The following is a 14,157-nucleotide window of genomic DNA, read 5'->3' on the forward strand; positions in this document are numbered from 1 at the left end:
GTTACCGCTTGTGGGCCATCGAACGAACTACGAGATCGCCGGTCGACTGGATCGCCTGAACCAACACGATCAAGATCACGACAGCGACGAACAACACCGGGGTGTTGAATCGTTGGTAGCCGTACTTGATCGCGAAGTCGCCGAGACCGCCGGCGCCGATGGCGCCTGCCATGGCCGAGAAACCGATCAGCATCACCGCCGTCAGGGTTGCTCCGGCTACCAATCCCGGAACTGATTCGGGCAGTAGCACTTTGACGATGATGTCCTTGTCGGTGGCGCCCATGGATCGTGCTGCTTCGACGCGTCCGGAATCGACCTCACGCAGTGCGTTCTCGACGACGCGAGCGAAGAAGGGCACCGAGCCGATGGTCAGCGGGACGATCGCTGCCGTCGCCCCGAGCGCTGTTCCGACGATCGCCCGCGTCGCCGGGATGAGGAGGACCAACAGAATCACGAACGGCAGCGAACGGCCGATGTTCACCACGGTGCCCAGTACCGAATTGAGAACGCGGTTCGGACGGATTCCGTCGGGCGCGCTCGCGTGCAACAGAACGCCGAGGGCGATACCGATGATCACGGTGAGCACGAACGAGACGCCGACCATGTAGAGCGTGTCGAGTAGGGCTTCCCATGCTTCGCCCAGGGAATCCTGCCAGGACGTCTTGTTCATGAGAACGTCACCTTCACTCCGCGCTGCGAAAGATGTTCTTCGACAGACTTTCTTGTCTCTTCGTCGTTGGCGAGTCCGGTGTGCGAGGCGAACTCCACGCGAAGGCGGCCGACCTGATGGGCTCCGATGTCCTCGATACCGCCGGAGATCACGGTGACGTCGACATCGAGATCACGCGAGAGTTGGGAAATCACGGGCGAGGTCGACAGCGAATCGACAAAGGTGAGGAGTGCCGGAATTCCGGTCGGGGACGTTCGCACCGTTCCGGTCGGCAGTAGCGCCTCGCCGAGGGGTGAGTCCGGGTCCGCAACCAGTTCGGTGAGCGTTCCCTCGTCGACGATACGTCCCTGGTCGATCAGGGCGGCGCGGTGACAGATCCGTCGAACCACGTTGAGCTCGTGGGTGATCAGAACGATGGTCACACCCAGACGTCGATTGAGGTCGGCGAGCAGGTCGAGGATCGAATCGGTCGTATCCGAGTCGAGGGCGCTCGTGGCTTCGTCGCACAGGAGGACATCGGGAGAAGCCGCCAAGGCCCTCGCGATCCCGACCCGTTGTTTCTGTCCGCCGGACAGTTGCGAAGGGAAGGCGTCACGTCGGTCTTCCAGGCCGACCAACTCGATCAGCTCGTCGACGCGGGCACGGCGATCTGCCCGCGAGTACCCCGCCACTTCGAGAGGAAAGGCGATGTTGGCGGCGACCGAGCGGGAGTGCAGCAGGTTGAAATGCTGGAACACGACACCGATCCGCTTGCGTGCATCGCGCAACTGCGCCGGGCTCAACGCGGTCAGATCGGTGTCACCCAACAGAATCCGGCCACTGGTCGGGCGTTCGAGCAGGTTGAGGCAGCGCAGCAGAGTCGATTTACCGGCGCCGCTCTTGCCGATGATGCCGAAGATTTCGCCGTCTTCGATTTTCAGGGACACGGAATCGAGTGCATGCAGAACCTTTGTGCCGCTGCGGTATTCTGTGCCGCTGCGGTGTTCCTTGGAGACCGATTCGATCGAGAAGACCATGACGGGTCTCGATCAGGTAGCGCTGGCCGGAATGACCGAGCCCTGGTAGGTCTGCTCGATGAACGTCGCGACGTCGGTGGACGTCAATGCCTCGGCCAACTTCTGCACTCGCGCATCGTTTTCGAGGGAGGTACGAACCGTGAGGACGTTGGCGTACGGGTTGCCCTCGGCCTTCTCGAGCACCAGTGCGTCCTTGGCGGGATTGAGGCCGCCTTCGATTGCGTAGTTGCCGTTGATGATTGCGAGATCGACATTTCCGTCGTCGAGAGTGCGCGGAAGCTGCGGGGGATCGACCTGGGTGAACGTGAGTCCCTTGGGGTTGTCGATGATGTTCTTCTCGCTGATCTGCGTGATGTCGGTGCCGGGGGCGCCCAACTGCTGATCGAGCTTGATCAAACCGGCCTGCTGCAGCAGGTACAGCCCACGGGCGAAGTTCGTCACGTTGTTGGACAAAGCGACCGTTGTGCCCTGGCGCAGGTCGGCCACGTTGGTGACCTTCTTGGAATATGCACCGAGGGGCTCGACGTGGACCTTCGCCACGGCGACCAGGTCGTCGACGCCCTTTTCCTTCGACCACGATTCCTGGTACGGCACGTGCTGGAAGAAGTTGGCGTCGGTGTCGCCCGCTTCGAGCACCTCGTTGGCGTCGAGGTCGCCGGTGATCTCGCTGACCTCGATCTTGGTGTCGCCGAGCAGGCCCTTTTCTTCGACGAACTTCAAGATCTCGGCGTGCGGAACCGAAGAAGCGACGATGCGAAGGGGCGCGTTCTCATCGGAAGAGTTGTCGCTCGAGCACGCTGCGACGGTTCCGACTGCGACGGCGGCCACTGCGAAGGCAGCGAGGAATCTTCTGGTGCGCGAGCGTGACATGTGAATCTCCAAGACATAGCCGAACGTCACGCCGAGATGGCGTGACAGTTGCTGAACGCTAGCCCGGTAAACCTCCCGTGAGGAGATACAGAATCACCGCGATTTTTTCCTGTACCTATTGTCCGAGCAGGATGACCGGAACGTCCTCGGCAAAATCGACTACCAATTCACGACGCGAGAACAACCAGGTGCCGTCGACCTTTTCGAAGCTGTCCTGATAACGAATCTCGATCCGGTTGTCCCGGTGGCCCTCGCCCCGCGGATAGATGTGGTGAGCGGAGCAGTAGGCCTCACCGTGCGCGGTGGTGGGGCTGTCGAGGTCGAGGATCTGCTGCTCGACGATGTGCCGGGTCGAGTGCAGATGTGAGACGGCATCGACCACCGAACTGCTGACGACGGTGTTCCCACGTATCTCCGTCGGCGCATCCGTTCCGTTCAATGCCGGCGGCAAGACGAATGCCACGTCGTCAGTGAAGAGAGCCGCAAGCGCGGTGGTGTTTCGGCGGTCGACGGCCTGTGCATACCTGGCGGCCAAGTCGGTGAGAGCGACGCGATCCGAGGAGTCCATGCGCATATCTCACCCTATGTGACGCCGCTCATGTTTCGGCTTCCCGCTCAACGAGACATTCACAGCGCCCACCTGGGCATCTGGTTAGCGTCCAGACCAAGAGTTGCCAGCCATGAATGCCATAGGAGAAACAGCGATGGATCTGAGGGAATCGCCCGAGCAGCAGGAGCTCCGCAAGGAGTTGCGCGCGTACTTCGCGGCGCTGCTGCCGGAAGAGAAGCGTCGCGCGGCCGGCGAGCAAGGTGTGGGCGGCGAGTACTTCCGCGAGATCGTGAAGTTGCTGGGTAAGGACGGCTGGCTCGGCATCGGTTGGCCCAAGGAATTCGGTGGACAGGGCCGCTCCATCGAAGAACAGTTCGTGTTCTTCGACGAGGTTCAGCGCGCGGGACTGCCGTTCCCCTTCGTGACGGTCAATACCGTCGGACCGACGTTGATGAAGTACGGCACCGAAGAGCAGAAGGAACGATTCCTGCCCGGCATTCTTGCCGGCGACATCGTCTTCGCCATCGGCTACACCGAGCCCGAGGCCGGCACCGACCTCGCGTCACTCAAGACTCGTGCGGTTCTCGACGGTGACGAGTGGATCGTCGACGGCAACAAGATCTTCACCAGTGGCGCAAACACCGCCGACTACGTGTGGCTGGCCTGCCGCACCGACGCGGACGCCCCCAAGCACAAGGGCATCTCGATCCTGATCGTCCCCACCGAGGACGCAGGCTTCGAGTGGTCACCGATCAACACCGTCGGCGGTTTGATGGTGACGTCGACGTACTACTCCGGCATTCGTGTTCCGTCGAAGGACGTTGTTGGCGAGGTCAACGGCGGCTGGCAGCTCATCACGGCTCAGCTCAATCACGAGCGAATCGGCTTGGCGGCCATCGGTGGTCGCACGTACGGTCTGTGGAACCTGGTTCTGGACTGGGCCAAGGAAAACGGTGCCATCAACATCCCGTGGGTGCAGCAGGACTTCGCTCGTACACACGCCAAGCTCGAGGCCATGCGACTGCTGAACTGGAAGATGACGGCAGCCGTCGCGCAGGACACGCTCTCCGGAGCCGACGCCGGCGCTACCAAGACGTACGGGACCGAGACTCATGTCGACGTCTACCGCACCCTGCTCGGAATTCTCGGCTCCGCCGGACGCATCCGCCCCGAGTCTCCGGGCGCTTTGCTTGCCGGTCAGATCGAGCAGATCTCCCGTCAGGGTGTTGTCAATACCTTCGGCGGCGGCGTCAACGAGGTTCTGCGTGACATGGTCGGCACCATCGGCTTGGGACTCGTTCGCGAAAAGAGGGTCAAGTGAGCGACATTTCGGCGCAACTCGACGCTTTTGTCGGCCAGACGCTTGTTCCCACCACCTGGGGACCCGACGAGGTCAACATCCCCATGATCCGGCATTGGGCCGAGACCATGGGCGATACCAACCCCGTCTACCTCGACGACGACGCTGCCCGCGCCACCGGTCGTGACGGCGTCGTCGCTCCCGCTCAGATGCTTCAGGTCTGGATCATGCGGACCTTTACCGACAAGATGGCGGGCAACGACCCGTCGCAGGTGTGGACCGATCTGATCGCCACCCTCGACGCAGCCGGCTACACCTCCGTCGTGGCCACCGATTCCGATCAGGAGTTCTTCGCCGAACTGCGCCCAGGCGATCGCGTTAACTACACCGAGGTCATCGAGTCGATTTCGCCGGAGAAGAAGACCGGCCTCGGTGTCGGACACTTCGTCACGACGCTCAAGACCTACCGCAACGGTGACGATCAGGTTGTCGGCACCCAGCGGTGGCGGACGCTGCGGTTCAAACCTCAGGAATCTGCTGCGCCCGAAGCTCCTCGTGCACTGCGTCCGCGTCCGGCTCTCAACGCGGACAACGCTTTCTGGTTCGAAGCAGCCAAGGAGCACCGTCTGGTGATCCAGCGCTGCGCGTCCTGCAAGACGTTGCGTCATCCCACCGGCCCGATGTGCGGGGAGTGCCGGTCACTCGAGTGGTACACGATCGACGCGTCGGGCCGGGGCACGGTGTACAGCTTCGTGGTCAATCACCACCCCAAGATCGACGCGTTCGACTACCCGCTCATCGTTGCGGTAATCGAACTCGAAGAGGGAACCCGATTGATCGCCAACATGGTGGGTATCGCGCCCGAAGATGTCGTGGTCGACATGCCCGTGGAACTTGACTGGATCGACGCCGACCCGGATCTGACGCTTCCCGCGTTCCGGCCGGCCGTACGCGAGGAGCACTGATGGACTTCAATTTCAGCGAAGAGCAGGAAGCAATTCGCGCACTGGCCGACGAGGTCTTCACCAGCAAGGCAACGATCGAGCGCACCAAGGAGATCGAACTCTCCGCTGAGCGCGTCGACCGTGAACTGTGGCGTGAGCTCGCGAGCACCGGGTTGCTCGGTATCGCCCTGCCGGAGGAGTTCGGCGGCGGTGGCCTCGGCTTGTCCGAGTTGTACGCACTGCTCGAACAGCAGGGACGTCACGTTGCGGCCGTGCCGATCTGGGAAACGACCCTTGCAGCATTGGCTGTCAACGAATTCGGCTCTGATTCCCTTCGCGCCGAACTCCTTCCGGGAGTTGCCGACGGCAGTCGATTCCTGACCGTCGGTCTCGAAGAGTTCGGTCCATACACGGGCGGCGACCCACTGACCACGGCTGAGCAGGACGCCGACGGCAACTGGACTCTGACGGGTGAGAAGGCAGTAGTGCCGATGACTCACGTCGCGAACCTTGCTCTCGTTTCGGCAACCGCTTCCACCGGTACGGCACTGCTGCTGGTCGACCTGAGTGCCGAGGGAGTGACGCTCGAACAGACGCAGTCCACCAACTGGGAGATCTGTGCCAACGTCACCTTTGCCGGTGCCCCCGCGCAGCTGATCGGTGCGGCTGACGGCACCACGGTTCCGTGGCTGATCGACCGCGTTCAGCTGGCATTGGCCGCAATCCAATGGGGCGTCGGGTCGGGTGCAGTCGCGCAGGCCGTCACGTACCTGAACGGCCGCAAGCAGTTCGGCCGTCCGCTGGCGACCTTCCAGGCCGTCAATCATCAACTCGCTGACTGCTACATCGATCTCGAAGCGATGCGCGTGACCCTGTGGCAGGCCGCCTGGCGCATCTCCGAGGGACTGGATCTCGGCACCTCGGTACTGGTCGCCAAGTGGTGGGCTACCGACGGCGGACAGCGCGTCGTGCATCGCACCACGCATGTTCACGGCGGCATGGGCGTCGACACCGACTACCCGGTTCACCGTCACCTGTTGTGGGGCAAGCAGATTGCTGCCACCCTCGGTGGTTCCAGCTCCGATCTAGCGCGTCTGGGTGCGCAGCTCGCATCCGGTGTGGAGGTGCTCGCATGACCGTACTTGCCGGTCGCAGTTACGCAGACATCGTTGTCGGAGAGGCATTGCCCGAGTTGGCGATCCCGCTGACCCGCACGTTGATCGTCGCCACGGCAATCGCCACTCGCGATTTTCAGGACGTGCACCACGATCCGAGCCTGGCGCAGGAGCGTGGCTCGAAGGATGTCTTCATGAACATCCTCACGAGCAACGGTCTTGTCGGTCGATACGTCACGGACTGGGCCGGATCTGCATCGACCCTGCGCCGCATCGCCATTCGTCTCGGGGCGCCCAACTACCCGGGTGACACCATGACGATGACCGGTGAGGTCGTGTCCAAGGAAGACGGAGTGGTCGTGGTCAAGGTGCAGGGTGCAAACAGCCTCGGCAACCATGCATCCGGCACCGTCGCAGTCGCTTTCAAGGAAGAGGAGAGGCCCTGATGGCGATCAGCCCACTCTCGGGAGCCGCCGCCATCGTCGGCATCGGATCCACCGAGTTCTCCAAGAACTCCGGCCGCACCGAACTGCAGTTGGCGTGTGAGGCCATCGTCGCGGCACTCGCTGACGCTGGTATCGATCCGTCCGAGGTCGACGGTCTGTCCACCTACACGTCGGAGACGAACGGCGAAGCGATCGTGGCTCGCAACTGCGGCCTCGGTGAGCTCAAGTTCTTCTCGCGCATTCACTACGGCGGCGGCGCTGCGTGTGCCACCGTGCAGCAGGCAGCCATGGCAGTTGCGACGGGTGTTGCCGACGTCGTGGTCTGCTACCGCGCCTTCAACGAGCGCTCCGGTGTGCGCTACGGCCTGGGCCAACACGATCGACCGATGGACAGCACCGCGGACCGCGCCGCGTATGCGTGGATGACTCCGCAGGGATTGTCGACTCCCGCTCAGTGGGTCGCCATGTTCGCCCGCCGCTACATGCACCAGTACGGTGCGACGAGTGAGGACTTCGGACGAGTTGCAGTGGTGGCGCGCAAGCATGCCGCCAACAACCCGGCTGCCTGGTTCTACGAGCGTCCGATCACGCTCGAGGACCATCAGAATTCGCGCTGGATCGCCGAGCCGCTGCACCTGCTCGACTGCTGCCAGGAAACCGACGGCGGCCAGGCATTGGTCATCGTCTCTGCCGAGCGCGCAAAGGATCTGGCCAACAAGCCCGTCGTCATCAAGGGCGCCGCTCAGGGCAGTAGCAAGGATCAGCACATGATGACCAGCTACTACCGGCCCGACATCTCCGGTATCCCGGAGATGGGCCTGGTTGCTCGTCAGCTGTACGGCCAGAGCGGCCTGACACCGGACGACATCAACGCCGCGATCCTGTACGACCACTTCATTCCGTTGGTGCTTCCCCAGCTCGAAGAACTGGGCTTCTGCAAGCCAGGCGAAGCAAAGGACTTCATCCGCGAAGGCAACCTCGAGATCGGTGGACGCCTGCCGTCCAACACTCACGGTGGTCAGGTCGGCGAGGCGTACCTGCACGGTGTCAACGGAATTGCCGAAGGTGTGCGACTGGTGCGAGGCACGTCGACCAACCAGCCCGAGGGCGTCGAAAACGTATTGGTCACAGCCGGAACAGCAGTACCCACCAGCGGTCTCGTTCTCGGCGCTGTTTGAGAGAGGAAAAGACAGTGACAACTTCGGAAGCTGCGAAGACCGCCGGCGATTGGCGTGGAGCCGATCTCGGGACCCGCACCGTGTCGTACACCGAGCGCGACGCGATCCTGTACGCACTTGCCGTGGGCGCCAAGGCGACCGAGCTGGACCTCGTCTTCGAGGATCAGCTTCGGGTACTGCCGACCTTTGCTCTGACGCTGGCGCAGTGGGCTCCCGACGCTCTGGGTTCGGCGGGCGCCTTCGACACCTCGACGGCACTGCACGGCTCGCAAGAGCTGAAAGTGCTTGCTCCGCTTCCGCGTAGCGGTGACGTGACCTTGAAGGCTTCGGTCGGCGAGGTGTGGGACAAGGGCGCAGCGGCCGTGTTCGAAGTGAAGGTGGAGTGCGAATACTTCGTCGCGACCTGGTCACTTTTTGCCCCCGGTGCCGGTGGATTCGGCGGAGAACGTGGACCCTCACGTCCGGCGGAGCCGACCGGCGAGCCTTCGTTGACCGGTGTGTTGACCACAGCGGAGAACCAGACGGCGATGTACCGGCTCCTGGGCGACAAGCACCACATCCACATCGATCCCGAGGCTGCGGCGCGGATCAACCAGCCGCGTCCGATCATGCACGGCCTGTGCACGTTGGCCGCGAGCACGCTCGAGCTTGCCCGGGTCGCCGGAGTGCATCCGGCGGACCTCGTGAGCCTCGAGGGTCGATTCGCTGCGGCAATCCATCCGGGTGAAGCGCCGTCCATCGTTGCGTGGGGAACCTCCGACGACCTGGCCTTCCAGGTCACCAAGGGTGATCAGGTAGCGATTTCCGGTGCACGAGTGAGCTTCTCCGCTCACTAGTCCCTCCAGACTCAACTGCGGGGTGCTTGACCCCTCGTCGCGCCCCGCAGTTGTTCGCACGAAGAAAGCAGCCCCTGAAGCGCATTCGCTCAGGGGCTGCTCTGTGCTTGTGTTCAGTCCTGATGGGTCGCCATGTAGCGAGCCGGGTATTCGCCGCCGCCGTGAACGGCGATGTCGGCACCGTTCACGTACGAGGAGAGTGGGCTCGCCAGGAACAGGCAGGAGTTGGCGATATCGGCCGGCACGGCCATGCGCTCCATCGGAATGGTCTTCGTGACCGCCGCGCCGCCGTCGGCGCCGTAGACCTCGGCGGCAGCCTCGGTACGGATCAGGCCGGTGGTGATGTGGTTGATCCGGACCTTCGGCGCCCATTCGAGGGCCAATGCCTTGGTCAGAACGAGGAGGCCGGCCTTGGCTGCGCTGTACGCCGCGGTTCCGGGCTGCGGATCGATCGCCGAGACACTGCCGATGTTGATGATGGCACCGCCGTCGTCCTGAGTCTGCATCACTGCGTTGGCGGCCTGGGCAACGTTGAAGGGTGCCAACAGGTTCAGGGCCACGATCTTCTCGACGAAGCGGGGTGACACCGTCGCAGCATCGGCATCGGGGGAGCCGCCGGCGTTGTTGACCAGGACGTCCAGACGGCCGAAGCGCTCGACGGCATCCTGGACGAGGGCTGCGGCGTCGGCGGGATCGCGGACGTCCGTGGCGCGAAAGGCTGCGCTACGGCCGTCGGCGGTGGGTAGGTTTTCGGGCTCGTTACGGCCACAGACCAGCACGTTCGCACCCGCGGCGAGGAAGGTTTCGGCGATGACGTAGCCGATGCCTTTGGTGCCGCCGGTGACGATCACCGAGCGTCCGCTGAAATCGACGGGGTTGGGCAGTGTCACGGTGGAGCCTTCCTGATGTTGGGGCCGAGCTGAATTGCCGCCCAATGTGATTGACGCGACGTGGTCGCACACCTTAGGGTCAAGCAAGTGCTTGGTTGCTTAGTTTGTCGAGTGTAGACGACAAACGGCGGCAGTCACCAGAATCGACCGGTCCCTCCCGCAAAGGGACCTCTGCGTCGACAGACATTGGAGTAGTCACATGGGCAAGCTCGAAGGCAAAGTTGCACTCATCACGGGTGCGGGTCAGGGAATCGGGCAGGGGATTGCCCTGGCCTTGGCCAAAGAGGGCGCCGTGATCGCCGTTGCCGGTCGCACCGAATCCAAGTTGCACACCACCTGCGGACTACTCGCTGACATCGGTGCGCGCGGTGAGGCCGTGGTTTGTGACGTCAGCAAGAAGGACGACATCACGGCGGCCGTGGACCGTACCGTCGAACTGTTCGGCGGAATCGACATCCTGGTCAACAACGCCAACGACTGCAAGCCCGGCCCGCTCTTGAGCGTGCTGGACGATGACTTCGAGCGTTCTTTCGCGACGGGCCCACTCGCCACCCTGCGCATGATGCAGGCGTCGTACCCGCACATGAACAGTCGTGGGGGCGGCGTCATCATCAACATGGTCACCTCGGCAGCCGTGCGCTGGGATGCCAGTAACTACGGCGCTTACGGTTCCATCAAGGAAGGCATGCGCTCGTTGACCCGCGCTGCCGCCTGCGAATGGGGCAAGGACAACATCCGCGTTCTCAACGTCGCCCCGCACGCCAAGACCCCCGCGTTGCAGTGGTGGATGGACAAGAATCCGGAAGAGGCGGCGGCTTTTGTCGCGGGTATCCCGCTGGGACGCGTCGGAGATCCCGAGACCGACATCGGTCGTGCCGTCGTCTTCCTCGTCAGCGAAGACGCCGGTTACCTGACGGGTGCCACGATCCCGCTCGACGGCGGTCAGTCGCGCTGGGGCTGACCGCCATCGACTCGATCAGGTCATCACGGCGCCGCCGTCGACGGCAATCGTCTGCCCGGTGACGTTGCGAGCCTTGTCGCTGAGCAAGAACGCGACCATCTCGGCGATGTCTCCGGGCGTCTGGGCTCGACCCATCGGAACCATTTGGGCAACAAAAGAATCGAAGACATCAGCATCGGAAACGCCCGCTAGTGCAGCATCGCGCCGACGCAGTTCCTTGATGGTTCGCAGCCACATGTCGGTGAGGATCAGCCCGGGCATGACCGTGTTCGAACGGAGCCCTCGAGTCGCGCCGATCCGGGCGACGCTGTGACTCATCTCGATCACGGCGGCCTTCGACGGTCCGTAGTGCGCGAGCATGTCACCGCCCAAGCGGGCACCGATCGACGCCAAGGCTTTCCAGGCGTGCTGCGGTGTCGGCGAGTGCAGCCTCTTCGATGTCGAGTAGAAGCAGGGTGCCGAAGTCCTCGGCAAGCCGCTCGGCAATAGCGGCGCCCAACCCGGCCGCTGCGCCGGTGACAATGGCTACGGGCGCGCTCACGGCAGGTGCGTTTCGAGCAGTGGGGCAAGCAGTTCGGCTGCGCGCGCTGCCGTGATGACCTCGCTCGGATCCACCTTGGTGACGACTTTCGAAGCAGAATCTTCGTAGACGTGCTCACCGATGAGTCGACCCTGCTCGTCGTACGGCCAGACGAATGCCAAGGTCCGACGCACGAGATACCAACCGTCGGAGTCGATGCCCGACGACTGTTCAGGGGCTGCGGACGTGGATCCGCCCGATTCGTGCACCGCGCCGAACACCCCGTCTCCGAGGATCGATCCAGGAACGAATTGACTGAAGAGTGTCTCACCCGAGAACCCGCTGTCCGATACCGCGAAGTCGGACTTCCCGGTCCACATGACAAGGGTGTCCGTCTCGGCGAGTGACTGGTAGAAGTTGGTGACGGCGTCCATGCCGTCGAGGACAATCGACTGACCGTCTTCGAACAACCGGTAGACGGGTTCTTCGACGGTCATGTCCGGCGAGAGGATTTCCTTGTAGCGACCGGAGACCTCGAGCAAGGCGTGGCGTCGGTAGTTACGGAGGATCTTCTGGTGCCGCGGATTGTCGATGGTTTCCAATTGCTTTTCGACGCCATCCATCATGTGGACGAATTCGTGCTCGTACTTGCTCATCACATCTCCTGGTTTCGCAGATTCGGCGGGCTGTCCGGATCTGCGACAACTGTGACCTGGCGAGGCATTCGCTGTACATGTAGATCTTCGTTCGAGAATTGCCAGTTTGCTTAACTCCGCTGTTCAGATACCGTGATGGTCGTCACTTTAAGTCGAGCGGCGGGCCGAAAACAACCGAATGGACGGTAATGAAGAAGGCGAGAAGAGGCGAAGATCTGAATCTGCGTTTGGTGTCCTCGTTGCTCGTCGTCGTGGCGGAAGGGCACTTCGGGCGAGCGGCAGACCGGCTGTTCGTCACCGCGCCCGCCCTCAGTCAGCAGATTCGACGACTCGAGGAGCAGGTGGGAGTCGAGTTGGTCGATCGCAGTTCGCATCCGGTGGTGCTCACCGCCGCGGGTGAGGTGTTCGTCGCGGATGCGCGGCCCGCTCTCGAGTTTGCCGTTCGCGCGATGAACGGTCTCGACGCACTCGAGCGTCGGCGGGCCAGGCGGTTGCGGATCGGATTCATCAACGGGGCTGCCGGGAGTTTGGGGCGTGCGGTGATCGATTCGTTGCATGCGGAGGTGGAGCTCGTCCAGTTGGATTGGTCCCAACAGGTTTCGGCGGTGGCGAGCGCGACCGTCGACGCGGCATTCGTGCGACCGCCACTGCCGGTGCTCGACGGTGTGGTGCTCGAACGGATAGGCGTCGAACCGCGGGTGGTGGCTCTGCCTCGAGGGCACCGACTGGCGGGCCGTACGAGCATCGAGATTTCTGAAATAGATGGGATGGTGCAGGTTTCGAGTGACGGTGCACCACTCGAATGGGTGAAATGGTGGTCGGTGGACCCGCGCCCGAGTGGTGTACCCGTCCGGTACGGTCCCTCGGTCCGCACGATGGACGAAGCACTCGAGGTTGTCGCCAACGGTCGGGCGGTGGTGATAACGGCAGCAACCATTGCCGAGTACTACACCCGCTCGGATATCAGTTTCGTGCGCATTTCCGACATCGAGCAGTGTTCGATCGATCTGTGTACCCGCGAGGGCGACAGCAGTCCGGCAGTGATCGAGCTACGCAAAGCTGTTTCAGCCCTCGGTGCCGCCAGGTGATTGCCGTGTCCTGATGTGATGCGCATGTACTCGGATGAAATACGCATTCTTGCCGTCTTCGTTTTAGTCAGTTAGACTAAAACCATGAAAACGATCAGCACGGCACTTGAAATCGTCGAGGCAGCACGAGTTTCGGCCGATGTGTTCGGGGGAGACTCCAGTGATCTCGACACCCGTCGCGCTGCAAAGCGTCGTTTTCATCGGCTCGCCTCCGCCATCCATCCGGACCGGGCGACGCCCGAAGATAGGGTGCGATACTCGGCCGCAACATCTCGATTGAACGAGCTTTACCGCAGTTGGGCAGCGGAGTTCGAGCCGGCAGATTCTCGACCCGTTTATGTCGGCGAGCGGGGCGAGTACACGTTGGGTGGACTGGTAGCGCGCGGCTCGGTCGCTAACCTGTACCGGTCCGATGCCGGTGTCGTACTGAAGATTCCGCGAAACCCTCGGGCGAACTCGATGATCGAGGCCGAACGGAATGTGTTGACGGACACCGAGAATTCGTGCGAAGCCGGTTGGGCAGTCTCGTACTTCCCGCGATTGATCGATCAAATCACCCATGTGGGCAGCGGCACGAGACGTCAGATCGATGTGCTGGACGATCTGACCGAAGGTTTTGTGAATCTCGCCGACGTCCGTGAGGCGTATCCAGGTGGCCTCGATCCACGGGACTGGGCGTGGATGCACCGACGGCTACTTCGGGCTCTGGCAGCAGCGCATACGACTGGTTGGGTGCACACCGCGATTACCGCGGAGAACGTGCTTATCGAGCCTGACCGGCACGGGGTGGTGCTGGTCGGCTGGTCCTTTGCCACCCGTACGGGCAGTCGCCCGGCGGCGACGATCGGTTCCGATCGTGATTCGTACCCACCGGAACTCGGCGAAGGAGCGTCTCCGGCCTGGGACGTCTACATGGCTCATCATTTGATGCTCCGAATGCTGGGCGAGCAGACCCACGAACGGATGAATGCGTTTGCCGACGGCTGCATGCAGGACAACCCGAGATTGCGTCCCGACGCGGTCGACCTACTTGGCGAGTTCGACGAACTCCTCGATCTTCTCTATGGCCAGCGGACATTTCGTCCGTTCGCCGTTCCATCCACGAAAGGACAGTGAT

The 14,157-nt window shown here is 62.7% G+C and carries 17 protein-coding genes; 9 read left to right on the forward strand and 8 right to left on the reverse strand.

The features are described 5' to 3' along the window. Position 1: 1 nt before the first annotated feature. The 4 genes from H7C86_RS24740 to H7C86_RS24755 all read right to left on the reverse strand — a co-directional run bounded on the left by H7C86_RS24740 (position 2) and on the right by H7C86_RS24755 (position 3,130). Positions 2-670, reverse strand: a complete 669-nt coding sequence (locus H7C86_RS24740; protein ID WP_021345548.1) for a methionine ABC transporter permease — start codon at positions 668-670, stop codon at positions 2-4. Beyond that, positions 667-1,686 carry a methionine ABC transporter ATP-binding protein gene (locus tag H7C86_RS24745; protein ID WP_182262395.1) on the reverse strand — a complete coding sequence of 340 codons (1,020 nt, stop codon included), beginning with the start codon at positions 1,684-1,686 and terminating at the stop codon, positions 667-669. Before H7C86_RS24745 ends, H7C86_RS24740 begins: the two co-directional genes overlap by 4 nt. A 12-nt stretch (positions 1,687-1,698) precedes the next feature. Then, a complete protein-coding gene (locus H7C86_RS24750) occupies positions 1,699-2,556 on the reverse strand; it encodes a MetQ/NlpA family ABC transporter substrate-binding protein (RefSeq protein ID WP_182262396.1) in 858 nt (285 codons plus the stop codon). A 115-nt stretch (positions 2,557-2,671) separates the two neighbouring features. Then, a complete protein-coding gene (locus H7C86_RS24755) occupies positions 2,672-3,130 on the reverse strand; it encodes a nuclear transport factor 2 family protein (protein WP_019745302.1) in 459 nt (152 codons plus the stop codon). Positions 3,131-3,260: 130 nt separating this feature from the next. Between H7C86_RS24755 and H7C86_RS24760 the strand changes: the two genes are divergently transcribed. The 6 genes from H7C86_RS24760 to H7C86_RS24785 are packed head-to-tail and all read left to right on the forward strand — an operon-like array spanning position 3,261 to position 8,925. Beyond that, complete coding sequence (locus H7C86_RS24760; RefSeq protein ID WP_020970792.1) at positions 3,261-4,427, forward strand: acyl-CoA dehydrogenase family protein; 1,167 nt, start codon at positions 3,261-3,263, stop codon at positions 4,425-4,427. Further along, positions 4,424-5,371, forward strand: coding sequence for a MaoC family dehydratase N-terminal domain-containing protein (locus H7C86_RS24765; RefSeq protein ID WP_182262397.1), 948 nt, complete (start codon positions 4,424-4,426; stop codon positions 5,369-5,371). The genes H7C86_RS24760 and H7C86_RS24765 overlap by 4 nt, the downstream gene beginning before the upstream one ends. Further along, entirely contained in the window at positions 5,371-6,486 is a 1,116-nt protein-coding gene (locus H7C86_RS24770; RefSeq protein WP_003939700.1) for an acyl-CoA dehydrogenase family protein, read from the forward strand. The genes H7C86_RS24765 and H7C86_RS24770 overlap by 1 nt, the downstream gene beginning before the upstream one ends. Continuing rightward, a complete protein-coding gene (locus H7C86_RS24775) occupies positions 6,483-6,911 on the forward strand; it encodes a MaoC family dehydratase (protein WP_182262398.1) in 429 nt (142 codons plus the stop codon). Before H7C86_RS24770 ends, H7C86_RS24775 begins: the two co-directional genes overlap by 4 nt. Beyond that, a complete protein-coding gene (locus H7C86_RS24780) occupies positions 6,911-8,089 on the forward strand; it encodes a lipid-transfer protein (protein WP_182262399.1) in 1,179 nt (392 codons plus the stop codon). The genes H7C86_RS24775 and H7C86_RS24780 overlap by 1 nt, the downstream gene beginning before the upstream one ends. 14 nt (positions 8,090-8,103) lie before the next feature. After that, complete coding sequence (locus tag H7C86_RS24785) at positions 8,104-8,925, forward strand: MaoC/PaaZ C-terminal domain-containing protein (protein WP_182262400.1); 822 nt, start codon at positions 8,104-8,106, stop codon at positions 8,923-8,925. 113 nt (positions 8,926-9,038) lie between these two features. On the opposite strand, the gene H7C86_RS24790 is transcribed toward H7C86_RS24785, so the two are convergent. Next, positions 9,039-9,815, reverse strand: a complete 777-nt coding sequence (locus tag H7C86_RS24790) for an SDR family oxidoreductase (RefSeq protein WP_070386386.1) — start codon at positions 9,813-9,815, stop codon at positions 9,039-9,041. 199 nt (positions 9,816-10,014) lie between these two features. Between H7C86_RS24790 and H7C86_RS24795 the strand changes: the two genes are divergently transcribed. Beyond that, positions 10,015-10,776 carry an SDR family NAD(P)-dependent oxidoreductase gene (locus tag H7C86_RS24795; protein WP_182262401.1) on the forward strand — a complete coding sequence of 254 codons (762 nt, stop codon included), beginning with the start codon at positions 10,015-10,017 and terminating at the stop codon, positions 10,774-10,776. 15 nt (positions 10,777-10,791) lie between these two features. Here H7C86_RS24795 and H7C86_RS24800 read toward each other — a convergent pair whose 3' ends face one another. From H7C86_RS24800 to H7C86_RS24805, 3 genes are read right to left on the reverse strand one after another with little or no spacing between them, the layout of a single operon-like run. After that, a complete protein-coding gene (locus H7C86_RS24800; RefSeq protein ID WP_019745294.1) occupies positions 10,792-11,136 on the reverse strand; it encodes an SDR family NAD(P)-dependent oxidoreductase in 345 nt (114 codons plus the stop codon). A 1-nt stretch (position 11,137) separates the two neighbouring features. Further along, positions 11,138-11,317 carry an SDR family NAD(P)-dependent oxidoreductase gene (locus H7C86_RS37375; protein ID WP_020909129.1) on the reverse strand — a complete coding sequence of 60 codons (180 nt, stop codon included), beginning with the start codon at positions 11,315-11,317 and terminating at the stop codon, positions 11,138-11,140. Next, a complete protein-coding gene (locus H7C86_RS24805; RefSeq protein ID WP_021345538.1) occupies positions 11,314-11,952 on the reverse strand; it encodes a hypothetical protein in 639 nt (212 codons plus the stop codon). The genes H7C86_RS37375 and H7C86_RS24805 overlap by 4 nt, the downstream gene beginning before the upstream one ends. 188 nt (positions 11,953-12,140) lie before the next feature. Here H7C86_RS24805 and H7C86_RS24810 point away from each other — a divergent pair, with 188 nt between their 5' ends. Together H7C86_RS24810 and H7C86_RS24815 are read left to right on the forward strand one after the other, a co-directional pair. Then, the gene (locus H7C86_RS24810; protein WP_182262402.1) at positions 12,141-13,040 is read left to right on the forward strand and encodes a LysR family transcriptional regulator; all 900 of its coding nucleotides are present in this window, start codon (positions 12,141-12,143) and stop codon (positions 13,038-13,040) included. 84 nt (positions 13,041-13,124) lie between these two features. After that, positions 13,125-14,156: a hypothetical protein gene (locus H7C86_RS24815; RefSeq protein WP_182262403.1), complete on the forward strand. Its 1,032-nt coding sequence runs from the start codon at positions 13,125-13,127 to the stop codon at positions 14,154-14,156. Position 14,157 lies beyond the last annotated feature (1 nt).

It is taken from the genome of Rhodococcus sp. UFZ-B548 (genome assembly GCF_903819475.1).
GTDB classification, from domain to species: Bacteria; Actinomycetota; Actinomycetes; order Mycobacteriales; family Mycobacteriaceae; genus Rhodococcus_F; species Rhodococcus_F erythropolis.

Bases quoted from the DNA above. Each gene is read 5' to 3' on its own strand.
- H7C86_RS24740 (WP_021345548.1), bottom strand. From the start codon at position 670: ATGAACAAGACGTCCTGGCAGGATTCCCTGGGCGAAGCATGGGAAGCC.
- H7C86_RS24745 (WP_182262395.1), bottom strand. From the start codon at position 1,686: ATGGTCTTCTCGATCGAATCGGTCTCCAAGGAACACCGCAGCGGCACA.
- H7C86_RS24750 (WP_182262396.1), bottom strand. From the start codon at position 2,556: ATGTCACGCTCGCGCACCAGAAGATTCCTCGCTGCCTTCGCAGTGGCC.
- H7C86_RS24755 (WP_019745302.1), bottom strand. From the start codon at position 3,130: ATGCGCATGGACTCCTCGGATCGCGTCGCTCTCACCGACTTGGCCGCC.
- H7C86_RS24760 (WP_020970792.1), top strand. From the start codon at position 3,261: ATGGATCTGAGGGAATCGCCCGAGCAGCAGGAGCTCCGCAAGGAGTTG.
- H7C86_RS24770 (WP_003939700.1), top strand. From the start codon at position 5,371: ATGGACTTCAATTTCAGCGAAGAGCAGGAAGCAATTCGCGCACTGGCC.
- H7C86_RS24775 (WP_182262398.1), top strand. From the start codon at position 6,483: ATGACCGTACTTGCCGGTCGCAGTTACGCAGACATCGTTGTCGGAGAG.
- H7C86_RS24780 (WP_182262399.1), top strand. From the start codon at position 6,911: ATGGCGATCAGCCCACTCTCGGGAGCCGCCGCCATCGTCGGCATCGGA.
- H7C86_RS24795 (WP_182262401.1), top strand. From the start codon at position 10,015: ATGGGCAAGCTCGAAGGCAAAGTTGCACTCATCACGGGTGCGGGTCAG.
- H7C86_RS24800 (WP_019745294.1), bottom strand. From the start codon at position 11,136: ATGCTCGCGCACTACGGACCGTCGAAGGCCGCCGTGATCGAGATGAGT.
- H7C86_RS24805 (WP_021345538.1), bottom strand. From the start codon at position 11,952: ATGAGCAAGTACGAGCACGAATTCGTCCACATGATGGATGGCGTCGAA.
- H7C86_RS24810 (WP_182262402.1), top strand. From the start codon at position 12,141: ATGAAGAAGGCGAGAAGAGGCGAAGATCTGAATCTGCGTTTGGTGTCC.
- H7C86_RS24815 (WP_182262403.1), top strand. From the start codon at position 13,125: ATGAAAACGATCAGCACGGCACTTGAAATCGTCGAGGCAGCACGAGTT.